Annotated in this window: 12 protein-coding genes and 1 pseudogene; 4 read left to right on the forward strand and 9 right to left on the reverse strand. The window is 74.5% G+C overall.

Annotated features, from left to right (window positions below):
* The first annotated feature begins 172 nt into the window (after nucleotides 1-172).
* Complete coding sequence (locus ACSIH6_RS22100; RefSeq protein WP_435110223.1) at nucleotides 173-352, forward strand: hypothetical protein; 180 nt, start codon at nucleotides 173-175, stop codon at nucleotides 350-352.
* Between the two features lie 90 nt (nucleotides 353-442).
* Here the strand turns inward: ACSIH6_RS22100 and ACSIH6_RS22105 are convergent, their stop codons facing one another.
* Nucleotides 443-1,387 carry a CRISPR system precrRNA processing endoribonuclease RAMP protein Cas6 gene (locus ACSIH6_RS22105; protein ID WP_435110264.1) on the reverse strand — a complete coding sequence of 315 codons (945 nt, stop codon included), beginning with the start codon at nucleotides 1,385-1,387 and terminating at the stop codon, nucleotides 443-445.
* Nucleotides 1,388-1,500: 113 nt separating this feature from the next.
* On the reverse strand, nucleotides 1,501-2,040 hold the full coding sequence (locus ACSIH6_RS22110) for a DUF1697 domain-containing protein (protein ID WP_435110224.1): 540 nt from the start codon (nucleotides 2,038-2,040) through the stop codon (nucleotides 1,501-1,503).
* Nucleotides 2,041-2,305: 265 nt separating this feature from the next.
* On the opposite strand from ACSIH6_RS22110, the gene ACSIH6_RS22115 reads away from it, so the two are divergent.
* Entirely contained in the window at nucleotides 2,306-3,322 is a 1,017-nt protein-coding gene (locus tag ACSIH6_RS22115; RefSeq protein ID WP_435110225.1) for a hypothetical protein, read from the forward strand.
* A gap of 106 nt (nucleotides 3,323-3,428) precedes the next feature.
* On the opposite strand, the gene ACSIH6_RS22120 is transcribed toward ACSIH6_RS22115, so the two are convergent.
* Both ACSIH6_RS22120 and ACSIH6_RS22125 read right to left on the reverse strand, forming a co-directional pair.
* Nucleotides 3,429-5,252 (reverse strand): monocarboxylic acid transporter, encoded by a 1,824-nt coding sequence (locus ACSIH6_RS22120; protein ID WP_435110226.1) that lies wholly within the window; start codon nucleotides 5,250-5,252, stop codon nucleotides 3,429-3,431.
* Entirely contained in the window at nucleotides 5,249-5,695 is a 447-nt protein-coding gene (locus ACSIH6_RS22125) for a DUF485 domain-containing protein (protein WP_435110227.1), read from the reverse strand. The genes ACSIH6_RS22120 and ACSIH6_RS22125 overlap by 4 nt, the downstream gene beginning before the upstream one ends.
* 533 nt (nucleotides 5,696-6,228) lie before the next feature.
* On the opposite strand from ACSIH6_RS22125, the gene ACSIH6_RS22130 reads away from it, so the two are divergent.
* Nucleotides 6,229-6,516: a hypothetical protein gene (locus ACSIH6_RS22130; RefSeq protein WP_435110228.1), complete on the forward strand. Its 288-nt coding sequence runs from the start codon at nucleotides 6,229-6,231 to the stop codon at nucleotides 6,514-6,516.
* 556 nt (nucleotides 6,517-7,072) lie between these two features.
* Here ACSIH6_RS22130 and hutI read toward each other — a convergent pair.
* Genes hutI through ACSIH6_RS22145 form a run of 3 tightly spaced genes read right to left on the reverse strand, consistent with a single transcriptional unit; the run spans nucleotide 7,073 to nucleotide 11,168 of the window.
* A complete protein-coding gene (gene hutI, locus ACSIH6_RS22135) occupies nucleotides 7,073-8,278 on the reverse strand; it encodes an imidazolonepropionase (RefSeq protein ID WP_435110229.1) in 1,206 nt (401 codons plus the stop codon).
* Nucleotides 8,275-9,903, reverse strand: coding sequence for a formimidoylglutamate deiminase (locus ACSIH6_RS22140; protein ID WP_435110230.1), 1,629 nt, complete (start codon nucleotides 9,901-9,903; stop codon nucleotides 8,275-8,277). Before ACSIH6_RS22140 ends, hutI begins: the two co-directional genes overlap by 4 nt.
* The gene (locus tag ACSIH6_RS22145) at nucleotides 9,900-11,168 is read right to left on the reverse strand and encodes an allantoate amidohydrolase (protein ID WP_435110231.1); all 1,269 of its coding nucleotides are present in this window, start codon (nucleotides 11,166-11,168) and stop codon (nucleotides 9,900-9,902) included. The genes ACSIH6_RS22140 and ACSIH6_RS22145 overlap by 4 nt, the downstream gene beginning before the upstream one ends.
* 92 nt (nucleotides 11,169-11,260) lie before the next feature.
* Here ACSIH6_RS22145 and ACSIH6_RS22150 point away from each other — a divergent pair.
* Nucleotides 11,261-11,834: pseudogene (locus ACSIH6_RS22150) on the forward strand (zinc ribbon domain-containing protein).
* A 144-nt stretch (nucleotides 11,835-11,978) separates the two neighbouring features.
* On the opposite strand, the gene hutU reads toward ACSIH6_RS22150, so the two are convergent.
* Both hutU and hutH read right to left on the reverse strand, forming a co-directional pair.
* Complete coding sequence (hutU, locus tag ACSIH6_RS22155; RefSeq protein WP_435110232.1) at nucleotides 11,979-13,655, reverse strand: urocanate hydratase; 1,677 nt, start codon at nucleotides 13,653-13,655, stop codon at nucleotides 11,979-11,981.
* Between the two features lie 28 nt (nucleotides 13,656-13,683).
* Nucleotides 13,684-15,231: a histidine ammonia-lyase gene (hutH, locus tag ACSIH6_RS22160; RefSeq protein ID WP_435110233.1), complete on the reverse strand. Its 1,548-nt coding sequence runs from the start codon at nucleotides 15,229-15,231 to the stop codon at nucleotides 13,684-13,686.
* Nucleotides 15,232-15,251: the final 20 nt, after the last annotated feature.

The following is a 15,251-nucleotide window of genomic DNA, read 5'->3' on the forward strand; positions in this document are numbered from 1 at the left end:
CAGTCCGGGTCAACGGGGTCCTCCCCCGCCCCGGCACGACGCGCCCGATTCCGGGACGCGGCGCCGTCCGGCCGGGCGCGGCGGCCTCCTCCCCGTGGGCCCCTCACCCCGGGAGCGCGGCGCTGTCCGAGAGAGCTGAGTGCACGCACGCCCCGGTACGGAAGGTTCCCCGATGGCCCCGCACACGCACGAGACGACCGCGCCACCAGGACGCGACACGTCCGTCCCCGCCGCCGCGAGCGGCGCACCGCTCACCCCCCAGGACCTCGTGCCGCACCTGCGCGGCCTGGCCCGCGCCCTGCGCGACCGGGGCGCGGACCGGGCCGGGCGGGAGCGCGCCCCCTCACCGTGAGCGCACGTCGTCGGCTCCCACCCCCGTCCACGGGATGGGAGCCGACGGCCGGGCCGGACACCGGTGCGGCACCGGCCCCGGTCAGCGGAATCAGTCGAACAGGGCGCCCCCGAACTCCTCGGTCTCGGCGACGGCGTGCGCCCGGGTCTCACCCACGCGCTGCGGGGCGCGCCGGGGCACCCGGCGCGGGGTCCGCCGGGGGCGCTGGGCGGGCACCTGGGCGGACAGCTGGCCGCTGGTCACCGTGTCCACCCGCACGGATCCAAATCCCTGGGCGGTGTACTTGCCCACTCCGGTCAGCTCCAGCAGTTCCAGGAGGGTGGCGAAGGCGTCGGCGTGGCGGCGCTCGCCCCCGGCCAGGTCCAGCCTCAGCCCGCCGTGCCAGCCGAGCACGGTGCGGTTGTCGGCGTGCTGGTGCTCGGCCAGCCGCACCTCCTCGCCGGGCAGGGGTTCGCGGCGCACCAGGGCCAGCCCGCCGAACACCAGCTCCAGCCAGGGCTCGGCCAGGGCGGACCGCGCGAAGCGGGCCACCGCGCCCACGGCCCCGCTGCCGCCGACGATCCCGCCGCCCGAACGGTGCACGGCGCCGAAGAGGCGCCGCGGGGTGGGCCAGATGTGCGGAATGCGCTCACCGGCGGCATCACGGGTGGTCATGACGATGGGGGTCCGGCTGCGCACCGCGGCCGAGCGCACCGCGGACGGGCCGCGCGGCTCGGTGAGCATCTGGGTGTAGGTGCGGTCGAAGGTACGGGTGACCGAGAGGGGCACCAGTAGATGGTCACCGATCCGCTGGGGGTCGCCGACCAGTTCCTCCGGTACCAGTGGGGGCGGGGCGTCGTCGTCCAGCCAGGTGAGGGTCCAGTGGTGCAGCCGGTCGCCCAGGGGCGAGGGCCACCCGTTCATGGCCCACCGCTTGGCTGCCGTGTGCTCCTCCTGGGACTGGGGCCACCAGCGGTTGAGCAGTCCGTGGCAGTCCTCGGGCCGGATCGGCCGCGCCGTGTCCGCCAGATCCCGCAGGATCACGGTCCACCGCATCGGCACGGGCACCACCCCCTCACTCGGTCGCGGCGGCGGCAGGTGCGCGCCGCCGAGGACTCCTCTCGGACAGTGCCGAGCCCTCGGGACACGCGCGGCCCCGGTCCCGTGGCTCAGGCCTCGGTCATCTCCAGCAGGCGCAGCACGGTGCGCCAGTTGCGGCCCGTCACCGTCCCGTCGACGTGTCGGGCCACGAGGTCGGGGAGTCTGGCGTGTCTGAGCCCCAGTTCGTGGTGGGTGTAGACCTGGTCGCCCACCACCGCCATGCGCTCGCGCGGGCGGGCGGACAGGTCGAGCGCGGCCAGTCCCGCGGCGTCCACGGCACCGGAGCAGAACAGGACGAGGAACTTGGCGGGGTCGGGGACGGGGAGGGGGTTGGCCTCCACCGCGGCGCGCAACTGCCCGGCGGTGCGCACCACGGTCGGCACGTCGAGCCCGAGTCCGGCGTCGACGGCGCCTCGCACCCGCCGGGCCACGGCGTCGGGTCTGGTCCCCTCGGCGGTGAACACCGCGTTGCCGCTCTGGAGGTGGGTGGCCACGTCGCCGTAGCCGAGCCCGACGAGCAGGGAGCGCAGGTCGGCCATGGCGACGCGGCGGTGCGCGCCGAGGTTGATTCCGCGCAGCAGCGCGACGTACCTGGTCATGTCAGCCATTGTGCCGAGACGGCGAGGGGGCGCACAAGTGTTCGATCACGGCTGTGGACAACCCACCGCGACGCTGCCGACGGCGGGCCCGTCCGCCCCGCCCGCAGCGGGCGCGTCGGCCCTCCGGCCCGCCCCCGCGGGCACGTCGGCCCTCCGGTTTCCGGCACGTCCCCGCGGACCCCGGCGGGCGTCGCGGGTGCGTACGCTGGCACGCGTAGGCGCGGCTCCCTGGCCGCCGCGCAGACGTGAACCGCACCACGACCCCGGAGACGCCGTGCCGCGCCTGAGCCACACCTTCGACATCACCGCAGTGGACAGGGAGGTGGTCGAGCGGATCGTCGCCGCCCTGCACGAGGTCGCCAGGAGCTGCCGTTTCGACGGCCGCGGCTGGCTGCTGACCCCTGACGCGCAGGCCCAGGCACGCCTCGAGCAGCGGGCCGACGAACTCGGACTGCTCGACGGCGAGGAGGCCCGGCGGCTGCGCGAGGAGCAACGCCGCGCCGCCGAGGATCTGCGCGAGGGCGACGCCGACACACCCGCCGAGGCCGACGAGCTGGCCGTGGCGGCCAGCCAGCCCGCCCTCCAACTGCAAAGGGGGCGCCACCTCGCGCCCCGCAGCCACTACCTCATCGCCGAACTGTCCCCCGAGGGCGTCCCGCTCGACCCCGCCGACGACGAGGAGAAGGGCTGGAGCGGCACGGGCCTGACCCTCGTCTCCTGGGACGAGGCGGGCACCACCTCCGCCGAGTTCGCCATGCCCGACACCGTCGGCACGCAGGAGGACCCCGTGACGTGGGGGACCGTCACCCACGACGCCCCCGCCGGGCTGCTCACCTGGAAAGCACGGGTGCGGCTGCCCGGACGCGGCGCCTGGCTGCGGTCGGCCGAGGGCACCCTGGAGGTGGACACGGGCGCCTGGTACGAGGCCGCCGCGCGGGGCGGGGACACTCCCCCCGCCCGGGTGCGGGCCACGCACTCCCTGGCCGAGGTCACCGCCTGGCTGTCCCCCTCCGTCTCCGCCGACGGCCGCTGGGCCGTGGAGGCCGTGCTCGACGTGCGCGGCCGCGGCGTGTTCCGCCCGGTGGTGGCGGCGGCCTTCTGGGCGTTCACCGCCTCCTTCCGCAGGGAGGACAGGCGCAAAGCCCGACAGGGGGACGGGGAGCCGACCACGCGGGAGCTCCTGGACCGGACCGCCCGTGACTGGGACCGCGTCGCCCGCAACGCGCCCCGGATCCCGGAGCTGCTGCACGAGGCGGCCCGGGCCATGGCCGAGGCGCCCGACAGGGACTGACTCCCCCGCCCCGACCCGCCGCCCGGGCTCCCTCACCCGGGGTCCTTCACTCCGGTCCCGCCGCCCCGGCCCGTCCACCCGGAACCCCTCGCCCCGGAGCCACCGCTCAGTCCCGCTCGGCGCCCCACCCGGTCAGGGAGCGCACCTGCAGCTCGGTGAAGCGCGCTGTGTCGCGCTCCGGCGAGAGCAGGCTGCCCACGACCGCGCACGCGAAGCCGAACGGCACCGCCAGCATCGCCGGGTTCTCCATCGGGAAGAGCTGGATGTCGATCCAGGCGGGCAGCACCGACAGGTTCTCCCCCGTGACGGGGTCGGTCCTACCCGACATCACCGGGGACAGCAGCATGAGCAGCAGGGTGGCGGACAGCCCGCCGTAGACGCCCCACTCCACGCCCCTGGTGTTGAAGCGGCGCCAGAACATGGTGAGCACGATGACCGGCAGGTTGGCCGCGGCCGCGATGGCGAAGGCCAGCCCCACGAGGAAGGCCACGTTCATGTCCTGGGCCCGCACGGCCAGCGCGATGGCCACGGCGCCGATCAGGCAGGCGGAGAGACGCGCCACACCCACCTCCTGCGACTCGCGGGGCCTGCCCCACATGAGGACGTGGCCGAACAGGTCGTGCGCGATCGAGGAGGACGAGGCCAGGGTGAGACTGGCGATGACGGCGAGGATGGTGGCCAGCGCGACCGCCGAGATCAGCGCGAGCAGCACGGCCGCGCCCGCCGGACCGGCGGTCAGCCGCCCCACCTCCTCGGCGAGCATCGGCACCGCGGTGTTGCCCGAGGGGTCCATGGCAGCGATGCGTTCGGAACCGACCAGCGCCGCGGCGCCGAAGCCCAGGGCCAGCGTCATGAGGTAGAAGGCCCCGACCATGACGATCGTGCGGTTGACCGACGAGCGCGCCGCCCGGCCGTCGGGCACGGTGTAGAAGCGGATGAGGATGTGCGGCAGCGCTACCGTGCCCAGTACCAGGGCCAGCCCGAGGCTGATGAGGTCGAGCTTGTTGAACAGGGTCCGGGCGGGGTCGCCCGGCACCTCCACCCCGAAGCGCAGCCCCGGTTCCAGGAAGGCCTGTCCGTGCCCGCTGGCCTCGGCGGCCCCGCCGAGCAGGGCACGCGGGTCGAAGGAGAACAGCGCCAGCACCAGGGCGGTGAGCAGCCCGGTGGCGGCCAGCAGCGCGACCGCCTTGATGATCTGGAGCCAGGTGGCCGCCTTCATACCGCCGTACATGACGTAGACGATCATGAGCACGCCCACGAGCACGATCGCGCCGGTGCGGGCCTGCCCGGCGCTCATCCCCAGGAAGGTCCCGCCGTCGTGCAGGCCGAGCAGGACCGCGACCAGGGCTCCGGCGCCGACCATCTGCGCGACCAGGTAGAACACGCACACGGTGACGGTGGAGACGGTGCAGGCCAGGCGCACCCGCATCCGGCGCATGCGGAAGGCGGGCAGGTCGGCCATGGTGAAGCGGCCGGTGTTGCGCACCAGCTGGGCCATCGGCAGCACCAGCAGCCAGGCCACCAGGAAGCCGATGGAGTAGAGGAAGCCGTCGTAGCCCTGGAGGGAGATCATCCCGGCGATGCCCAGGAAGGAGGCCGCGGACAGGTAGTCGCCGGTCAGGGCGAGCCCGTTCTGGGCGCTGGAGAAGCCGCGCCCGCCCGCGTAGAAGTCGACCGCCCCCCGGGTGGTGCGCCTGGCGCGGACCGTGATGGCGAGGGTGACCAGGACGAACAGGGCGCACAGACCCACCGTCCAGGCGTGCGCGACGCCGAACTGGCCCCCCAGCGCGCTGCCCAGGGCGTCCAGGGGGTCGGCGGCCACGGCCGGGGCGGCCCCGGGCGGTTCCGTGACCGCCGCCACCCCGGCGGGCACCGGGGCGGTGCCGTCCCCCGTGACGGCACCGCCCGAGACCGCTGCGGCGGCGCTCATCGGCCCGCCGCCGTCCCGTCGGCGGCCTCCTCACCGCGGGCCTCCTCGCGGATCTCCCGCGCGAGGGGGTCCAGGGAGCGCTCGGAGAAACGGCCGAACGCCCAGGCGAGGGCGAACACCCACAGGAACTGCCCGATTCCCATGGCCAGCGCCACGTTCACCGAATCCGTGAGCGGCCTGCTCATGAAATCGCGGGCGTAGGCGGAGAGCAGAAGATAGGACAGGTAACTGACCAGGAATGCCGATACCAGCAGCCCCGACTGGAGCGCGAACCGCCTTCGGAGTTTCACGAAACGCGGGTCGACCGACACGCGCTCGCAGGCGCGCGTGCGTTCGGCCCGCGCGCGCCGGCGCTCCGCCGCGGACCGGGTTCCCCCCGGTCGCGGGCCCTCCCCCCGGACGCCGACACGCCCTCTGTGGACACCCTCCATGTACTCGACCACGGCCCTCCCCCTGCTCCCTCTCTCCGGACGCCGCTCCCCCACGGCGTCCGCCGTTCCCCGTGTGCGCGGCGCGGGCGCCGCCACGGGTCCGTCCGGATGGAACGGCCGAACGCGGCGCTTTCTCCCGGATGGGGCAATACCCTAGCGATGCACCCGGCGCCGTGTTCGCCAAACGCACAAATCGGTTCTCGACAATGGCGCGGAAGCGATTCGAGAAACAGACAAAGAACCGGAAGGCAAACACGCGGTGCCATAACGGCCACTCGATCGCGGCCCCTGTCCCGCCGGTGCGCGCGGCAGAACCCGCGCGCACCGGCGCCCGCGGACGCGGACGCGGCATCCGCGCGGACCCCCTGGTCACCCCGGGCACGCCCGTCGGAGGCGGGCGCACGCGCCCCCGAATCTTCGCTAGGCTTCGGGGCGACCCCGAACCCGTGACGGCACATCCGGCATGCAGCCGGTTTGCGCTTTCGTACAGGTGTATGATTAATGGGTCCGCTCTGTTCACGCGATACCGAAGGGAAATCCCCGCCGTGGTCACCGAGGTCTTCACGCTCAAGTACTGCGATCCCCACGCCGTCAGCGAGGAGAAGGTCGAGGCGACTGAGGTCATCCAGTTCGCCTGGGAGGGTGTCGTCCGCGAGGTCGACGCGTGCTCCGACTGCTTCAAGGAGCACGAGGCCCGTCTGGAGCCCCTCGTCGACTACTCGCGTCCGGTGAAGAAGCGCCGCGTCACCAAGAAGGCCGCGTCCTCCTCGTCCTCCGCGTCCGCTGAGGGCTCCGACGACTCCGACGACTCCGCGGACGGCGAGTCGAACTAGGTCGTGCTCCTTGGAGCATTTCGGGCTCGCGACCACCGGGCTGCCTCTCGCCGCGCCGATTTCGCTTGAAAAGCCAACCAGGCTGACCTGCGCGAACCGTCTTGCGAGAGATTGCCCGGACGGCCGCTCGCTGATCCGAAAGCCTCCGCGGAACACTCCCTAGCCCACGTTCCCGGGCGCGGACACCCGCTCCCGGGAACGGCCTCATCGCGTCAACCGCGAGCGGGGGCCGACGACACCCCCCAGTGATCGTCGGCCCCCGCGTCTGTGTGCGGCTCCGGGCGGGAGCCGCGTGCTCAGTCCTGGCCCGTGAGCCGCGCGAGTCGGCCGCCGAAGCGGTCCTCGACCGCCGTCCTGACACGCCGCAGGCTCACCGCGAACCTCTTCGGGGGACGTGGGGGCAGTGCCCCGCCGCCGCGGAACGACGCTGTACCGCGACGGCGGACACGCACCGACGTGACTCCAGTTTCGGTGCCGCGGATTTCGGGAAGGTTAGCCGTTCGTTGAGTTCGCGAGGACGTTGGATGACCCGCTCGTCACACCGTGCTCTCCGCCCTCAGGGACGCCCCGAGACCAGTTCCCCGTCCTTCCAGACCGCCGCGACCTGGGGGACCCCGGGCCGGTAGGCGAGGTAGAGGTGGTTGGGCGCGTCCAGCAGGACCAGGTCGGCGCGCGCGCCGGGGGCCAGGTGGCCGACGTCGGTGCGTCGCAGGGCCCGCGCTCCCCCCGCGGTGGCCGCCCACACCGCCTCGTCGGGGGTCATGCCCATGTCGCGGACCGCGACCGCGACGCAGAAGGCCAGACTGGAGGTGAAGCAGGAACCCGGGTTGCAGTCGCTGGCCAGGGCGACCAGGGCCCCGGCGTCCAGGAGCGCGCGGGCGTCCGGGTAGGGCTGGCGGGTGGAGAAGTCCACTCCGGGCAGCAGGGTGGCGACCGTGGGCTCGGGGCGCGCGGCCGCCTGGGCCAGGGCGTCCACGTCCCCGGGCTCCAGGTGCGTGCAGTGGTCGACCGAGGCGGCGCCCAGTTCGACCGCCAGGCGCACGCCCGGCCCCGGGCCCAGCTGGTTGCCGTGCACGCGGGGCAGCAGGCCGCGCGCCGCCCCGGCCGTCAGGACCCGGCGGGAGGCGTCCTCGTCGAAGGCGCCGCGCTCGCAGAAGACGTCGATCCACCGGGCATGCGGCGCGCAGGCGTCCAGCATGGGGCCCGTGACCAGGTCGACGTAGCCCTGGGGGTCGTCGGCGTACTCGGGGGCGACCACGTGCGCGCCCAGGAAGGTGACCTCGTCGGTGACGCGGGCGGCCACGGCAAGGCAGCGCTCCTCGTCGGCGACGGTGAGCCCGTAACCGGACTTGACCTCCAGGGTGGTGGTGCCCTGGGCGCGGACCTCGCGCGTCAGGCGCCGGGCGCCCGCGAGCAGGTCGGCGTCGGAGGCCTCGCGCGTGGCGGCAACGGTGGTACGGATCCCGCCCGCCGAGTAGGGCCGTCCGCTCATCCTGGCGGCGAACTCGCGGCTGCGGTCGCCCGCGAAGACGATGTGGGAGTGGCTGTCGACGAACCCGGGGATGACACAGCGCCCCGCGGCGTCGATCCGCGCGTCGGCGGCGGGCGCTTGGGAGCGCGGGCCCGACCAGGCCACCCGGCCGCCCTCGACGACCAGTGCCGCGTCCTGGACCTCGCCCACCGCACCCCGCCCCCGGGAGGGGTCGTTGGTGACCAGGGTGGCGATGTCGTCGATGACGATGCTCCGGGGCACGTCGCTCACGTGAGGACCTCCTTGATGGCCGTGTCGAGTTCGCGCGCGGTGTCGGGGACCAGGGTGTGGACCCCGTCGCGGACGGTCCAGCGCCCGTCGGCCATCACGTGCCGCACGTCGGCGGCGGTGGCGGCGAAGACGACGGCGTCGGCGGCCCGTGCGGGGTCGGCCCCGGCCAGGCGGATTCCGTCCAGGGGGACGTTGACCAGGTCGGCCCGCGCGCCGGGGACCAGGGCCCCCGCGTCGGGCGCCTCGCGCGGGGGTTCCCGTGGTTCTCCTCCGGGAGGCGGTGGATCTTCGGACGTACCGGAGAAGCCGGACCCGGGACTCATGCCCGGGACGATGATCCCCGGGTCGCGGGTCCAGCCCAGGCTGGCATGCCCGTGCGCGGTGGCGGCGCGCAGCAGCTCCCCGACGCCCAGGGTGCCGCGCCGGTGGGTGCGCAGGCGCTCGTGGAGTTCGACCGCCCTGGCCTCCTCGAACATGTCGGTCAGGGCGTGCTGGTCGGTGCCCAGGCTGAGCGGGGCGGGCAGCAGGTCGCCGGTGCGCGGCAGGCCGTCGGCCAGGTCGCGCTCGGTCGTGGGGCACAGGCACACGGTCGCGCCGGACGAGCGCACGGCCGCGACGTCGGCGTCGCTCAGGTGGGTGGCGTGCACCAGGCTCGTGCGCGCGGTGAGCGCGCCCGCGTCGGCGAGCACGGCCGTGGGGGTGCGGCCGTACGCGGCCAGGCAGGCGGCGTTCTCGGCGGGCTGCTCGGAGACGTGCACGTGCAGCACGGCGTCGCGCCCGGCGGCGAACGCGGCGACCTCGGGCAGCTGCGCGGCGGGGACGGCGCGCACCGAGTGGGCGGCCGCTCCCGTGCGCACGTGGCCGCCGTCGGGGGCGAAGGCGGCGGCACGCTCGGCCCAGGCGGCCGCGTCCCCGTCGCCGAAGCGCAGCTGGGGCCCGGTGAGCGGCCGGTGGACGCCGCGTTCGTCCAGTCCGCCGGACAGGTAGCACACGTCCAGCAGGGTGATCCGGATCCCCGCGTCGGCCGCCGCGGCCGCCAGGGCGTGGCCCATGGCGTTGGGGTCGTCGTAGCGGGCTCCGCCGGGAGCGTGGTGCAGGTAGTGGAACTCGCCCACGCAGGTGATCCCGGCCAGGGCCATCTCGGCGTAGACCGCCCTGGCGAGGCGGTGGTAGGTGTCGGGGTCCAGGTGTGCGGCCACCCGGTACATCGTCTCGCGCCAGGTCCAGAAGGACCCGCCACCGGTGTGGGTGCGCCCCCGCAGCGCCCTGTGGAAGGCGTGCGAGTGGGCGTTGGCGAGCCCGGGCAGGGTGAGCCCGGAGAGGGTCTCGGCGTCCGCGGGCGCACGCGTGTCCGACGTCACCGACGTGATCCGCCCGTCGGCCACCTCCCCGAGCACGCCGTGCTCGGGGGCGCCGTCCCCGGCACCGGTCCACGCCCACTCACACCACAGGCGGCGCACGTCCGGCACCGCCGCGCGCCCGCGCGCCCGGACCTCCGAGCGGGGCGGGGCGTCCTCCGCGCGCGTGCCGGACGCGGGCCCGCCCGAGGCGGACGCGGCGGGGGTGGACTCGGCGGGAGCGTCGCCGCCCGTGCGCAGGCCGCTCACCTCGGACGCGGCGGTCACCGGTCCCCCTCCCGGACGGGGCGGGCGAGCAGGTCCTGGAGCACGTCGGCCAGGGCGAGCACCCCGGCGTGGCAGTCCTCGGGGCGGGCCCACTCCTCGGGGGAGTGCGACACCCCGGTCGGGTTGCGCACGTACAGCATCGCGGTGGGCACGTGCGCGGCGAGCACCCCGGCGTCGTGTCCGGCCCCGGTCGGCAGCACCGGCACCCGGGGGCCGGGGGCGCGCTCGGCGACCACGGCGGCCAGGCGGTCGCGCAGACCGTGCGCGAACGACACGAGCGGGGTCAGGGACTCGTTGGCCGTCGCGCAGTCCACCCCGTGCTCGCGCGAGGCCCTCTCGGCGGCCTCGCGCACCCCGGCCACGACCGCGCCGAGCGCGGCCTCGTCAGCGGCGCGGGCGTCCAGCCAGGCGCTGACCAGGGACGGAATCGCGTTCGTGCCGTTGGGGCTGACCAGGGCCCTGGCGACGGTGGCGCGGGCACCGTGCTCCTCGGCCAGCGCGCGGGCCGCCAGGATCGTGTGCGCGAACGGCAGCATGGGGTCGCTGCGGTCGTCCAGGCGGGTGGTCCCCGCGTGGTCAGCGCGGCCGGTGAAGTCCATCCGCCAGCGCCCGTGCGGCCAGATCGCGCTGGCCACGCCCACCGGGTGGGCGGTCTCCTCCAGGGCGCGGCCCTGCTCCACGTGCAGCTCCACGAACACGTCCAGGTCCGCCAGCGCCGCGGGGTCGGCGCCGATCGCGTCGGGGTCGTGCCCTGCGGCCTCCATGGCCCGGGCCCAGGTGGTCCCGGAGGCGTCGGTGAGACCGCGCGCCCGCTCGGGGGAGATCTCCCCGACCGCCAGGCGGCTGCCCAGGCAGGGGACGCCGAACCGGCCGCCCTCCTCCTCGGCGAACACCGTGACGGCCAGCGGCCGGGCGGGGGACAGCCCGCGCCGCCGCAGCTCGTCCACGGCGGCCAGGGCGCTGGCCACCCCGAGGGGACCGTCGAAGGCCCCGCCGTCGGGAACCGAGTCCAAGTGGGAGCCGGTGGCCACCGCGCCCGGCCCGGGGGCGCCCCACCAGGCCCACAGGTTGCCGTTGCGGTCGGCGCGCACGTCCAGGCCCCGCGCGGCGGCGGCCTCGGTGAACCAGGCGCGGGCGTCGGCGTCGGCGCCGTTCCAGGCGTGGCGGCGGTAGCCGCCGCTGCCCGGATCGCGGCCCACGGGCGCCAGGTCGGCCCACAGACGGTCGAAGGCCCCGGAATCGGGGGCGGTGCGGTGGTCGCTCACCCGACCCTCCCGGAGGACGCCTCGGCCTTCAGGCCGGGGAGGAATCCGGGACATGGCTTATTCATACAGTCAACCCCTGTAACTTTGGGTGCATGCGGACGGCGTACAAGTGCCGGGCCTCCCCGGGCCCCCGCACAAGCGGCCCAGTTGGGCCGCACGTTCGGGTGCGTGCGCCTGGTGTGGAACAAAACCCTTACCGAACGCCACACCGCCTACCACGCCGAGGGCAGGAAGACCTCGTACAAGCAGACCGACGCGGCGCTGACCCAGTGGAAGAAAACCCAGGACCTGGCGTTCCTGGCCGAGGTGTCCTCTGCCCCGTTGCAGCAGACCCTGCGCCACCAACACAGCGCGTTCGCGAACTTCTTCGCCGGACGCGCCCTGGTGGTCATCGACCGGTGGTTTCCCTCCTCCAAGACCTGCTCGGCGTGCGGGCATCTGCTGGCCACGCTTTCCCTGGGCACCCGGCGTTGGACGTGCCCTGCCTGCCGCACCCGACACGATCGGGACGTCAACGCGGCCAAGAACACCCGTGCGGCTGGTCGAGCCGCAGCCCGGGAGACAGTCTCGGGTGATGCCTGCGGAGCTGGTGTCAGACGGCAGGGGTCCTCCCTTCCGCGGTCGGCGACGAAACAGGAAACCGCTGTTGCGAGACAGCCCGCGTGAGCGGGAGCGTCCCGTCAGGGACGGTCGGAACCCCCTCCTTCAGGAGAGGGAGAAAGCCAAAGGGTGTTTCCCCACGTCGGAACGGATGGTCGTGCGCGCGGCCGGGGTCCGCCGGAGCGCCCTCGGCGGGCGCCCCGGCGCGGTTCAGTCGCCCTCGCGCATCGGGACGCGGATGCCGTGCTCGCGTGCGACGCGCTCGGCCTCGTCGTACCCGGCGTCCACGTGGCGGATGACGCCCATGGCGGGGTCGTTGGTGAGCACCCGCTCCAGCTTGGCGGCGGCCAGGTCGGTGCCGTCGGCGACGCTGACCTGCCCGGCGTGCAGCGAGCGGCCCATGCCCACTCCCCCGCCGTGGTGGATGGACACCCACGAGGCACCGGAGGAGGTGTTGACCAGGGCGTTGAGCAGCGGCCAGTCGGCGATGGCGTCGGAGCCGTCCCTCATCCCCTCGGTCTCGCGGTAGGGGGAGGCCACCGAGCCGGTGTCCAGGTGGTCGCGGCCGATGGCCAGCGGCGCGGAGACCTCGCCGGAGGCCACCAGCTCGTTGAACCGCGCCCCGGCGGCGGCCCGCTCGCCCTGGCCGAGCCAGCAGATGCGGGCGGGCAGCCCCTGGAAGGCGACCCGCTCCCCCGCCATGCGGATCCACCGGGCCAGGTGCTCGTTGTCGGGGAACAGGTCCAGGACCGCCCGGTCGGTGCGGGCGATGTCGGCGGGGTCGCCGGACAGCGCCGCCCACCGGAACGGCCCCTTCCCCTCGCAGAACAGGGGCCGGATGTAGGCGGGGACGAACCCGGGGAAGTCGAAGGCGCGGGCGAAGCCGCCGCTGCGGGCCTCGTCGCGGATGGAGTTGCCGTAGTCGAAGACCTCGGCGCCCGCGTCCTGGAAGCCCACCATGGCCTCCACGTGCGCGGCCATGGACTCCCGGGCCCGGTCGGTGAACTCCTCGGGCCTGGCCGCGGCCAGGTCCCGCCAGTCCTCGAAGGCCACCCCGGCGGGCAGGTAGGAGAGGGGGTCGTGGGCGGAGGTCTGGTCGGTGACCACGTCGATCGGTGCGCCGCGCGAGAGCAGCTCGGGCAGGACCTCGGCGGCGTTGCCGAGCACCCCGACCGACAGCGGGCGGCGCTCGTCGCGCGCCCGCACGGCCAGTTCCAGGGCGTGGTCGAGGCTGTCGGCGCGCACGTCCAGGTAGCGGTGCTCGATGCGGCGTTCGATGCGGCTGGGGTCGCACTCGACCACGATCGCGACGCCGTCGTTCATGGTCACGGCCAGCGGCTGGGCGCCGCCCATGCCGCCGAGCCCGGCGGTGAGGGTGATGGTCCCGGCCAGAGTCCCCCCGCTGTGCCTGCCTGAACCGCTCAGTTTCGCCGCCACGGCGGCGAAGGTCTCGTAGGTGCCCTGGAGGATGCCCTGGGTGCCGATGTAGATCCACGAACCGGCGGTCATCTGCCCGTACATGGTCAGGCCCTGGGCCTCCAGGCGGCGGAACTCGGGCCAGTTCGCCCAGTCCCCCACCAGGTTGCTGTTGGCGATGAGCACGCGGGGCGCCCACTCGTGGGTGCGCATGACGCCGACCGGGCGGCCCGACTGCACCAGCAGGGTCTCGTCGCCCTCCAGCCCGCGCAGGGCCGTGGTGATGCGGTCGAAGCTGCGCCAGTCGCGCGCCGCCTTGCCCGTGCCGCCGTAGACCACCAGCTCCTCGGGGCGTTCGGCGACCTCGGGGTCGAGGTTGTTGTGGAACATGCGCAGGGCGGCCTCCTGCTGCCACCCCTTCGCGGACAGGGTGGTGCCTCGCGCGGCGCGGACGGTACGTGGACTGCTCACGCGGTCTCCTCGCGGTGTTCGGGTCGGTTCAGGCCAGGGGAACGACGGACTCGGCGGCCCCGACCACGGAGCCGTCGGTGATCAGGTCGGCGACGGCGGCGATCTCGGGGGCCAGGTGGCGGTCGGGGCCGGGGCCGGAGACCCTCTCCCGGACGGTGCGCAGCACGGCGCCGGTGGCGGGGCCGGGCTCCAGCGGCGAGCGCAGGTCCAGGGCGCGGGCGGCGGTGAGCAACTCCACCGCCAGCACGCTGGTCAGTCCGTCCACGGCGCGGCGCAGTTTGCGGGCGGCCGACCAGCCCATGGACACGTGGTCCTCCTGCATGGCCGAGCTGGGGATGGAGTCGACGCTGGCGGGCACGGCCAGGCGCTTGAGCTCGGAGACGACGGCGGCCTGCGTGTACTGGGCGATCATGTGCCCGGAGTCCACGCCGGGGTCGTCGGCCAGGAAGGCGGGCAGGCCGTGGGAGCGGGACACGTCGAGCATGCGGTCGGTGCGCCGCTCGGCGATGGAGGCGGTGTCGGCGACGGCGATGGCCAGGAAGTCGAGCACGTAGGCCACGGGCGCGCCGTGGAAGTTGCCGTTGGACTCCACCCGGCCGTCGTCCAGGACCACGGGGTTGTCGATGACGCTGTCGAGTTCGCGCCCGGCCACCAGCAGGGCGTGGGCGAGGGTGTCGCGGGCGGCGCCGGCCACCTGCGGGGCGCAGCGCAGCGAGTAGGCGTCCTGGACGCGGTTGCAGTCGGGGCCGCGGTGGGAGGCGACGATGGGCGAGGAGTCGAGCAGGGCGCGCAGGTTGGCCGCGGAGGCGGCCTGGCCGGGGTGGGGGCGCAGTCGCTGGAGTTCCTCGGCGAAGACGCGGTCGGTGCCCAGCAGCGCCTCGACGCTCATGGCGGCGGTGATGTCGGCGACCTTGAGCAGGCGCTCCAGGTCCATGCAGGCCAGCACGAGCATGCCGAGCATGCCGTCGGTGCCGTTGATCAGCGCCAGGCCCTCCTTGGCGCCCAGCTCCACCGGCCGGATCCCGGCCTCGTGCAGGGCGGTGTAGGCGGGCACGTCCCGACCGGCGGCGTCGCGGACCCGGCCCTCGCCCATCAGGGCCAGCGCCACGTGCGACAGCGGCGCCAGGTCACCGGAGCAGCCCAGGCTGCCGTACTCGTGCACGACCGGGGTGATCCGGGCGTTGAGCAGCGCGGCGAGGGTATCGGCGGTGGTGACCTCCACACCGGTGTTGCCCGAGGCCAGGGTGCGCAGGCGCAGCAGCATCAGGGCGCGGACGACCTCGTCCTCCACCTCGGGTCCGGTCCCGGCGGCGTGCGATCGGATGAGCGAACGCTGGAGGCGGGCCCGCAGGTCGGGAGCGATGTGGCGGGTGGCGAGCGCGCCGAAGCCGGTGCTGACCCCGTAGGCGGGAACCTCGCCGCGGGCGAGCGACTCGACCCGTTCGCGGCCGTGGTGGAGGGCCTTGCGGGCCTGCTCGGACAGGGTGACACGGGCGCCGTGGCGGGCCACGTCGAGGATCTGGGCCGGGGTGAGCGGCGCATCGCCGACGACGACGGAAGGGACTGCTGTGGACATGTCTCCCATTTGACCCCGGA

Origin of the sequence: Nocardiopsis synnemataformans, assembly GCF_965343085.1 — a bacterium.
Taxonomy (GTDB): domain Bacteria; phylum Actinomycetota; class Actinomycetes; order Streptosporangiales; family Streptosporangiaceae; genus Nocardiopsis; species Nocardiopsis alborubida.

Bases quoted from the DNA above. Each gene is read 5' to 3' on its own strand.
- ACSIH6_RS22100 (WP_435110223.1), top strand. From the start codon at position 173: ATGGCCCCGCACACGCACGAGACGACCGCGCCACCAGGACGCGACACG.
- ACSIH6_RS22105 (WP_435110264.1), bottom strand. From the start codon at position 1,387: ATGCGGTGGACCGTGATCCTGCGGGATCTGGCGGACACGGCGCGGCCG.
- ACSIH6_RS22110 (WP_435110224.1), bottom strand. From the start codon at position 2,040: ATGGCTGACATGACCAGGTACGTCGCGCTGCTGCGCGGAATCAACCTC.
- ACSIH6_RS22120 (WP_435110226.1), bottom strand. From the start codon at position 5,252: ATGAGCGCCGCCGCAGCGGTCTCGGGCGGTGCCGTCACGGGGGACGGC.
- hutH (WP_435110233.1), bottom strand. From the start codon at position 15,231: ATGTCCACAGCAGTCCCTTCCGTCGTCGTCGGCGATGCGCCGCTCACC.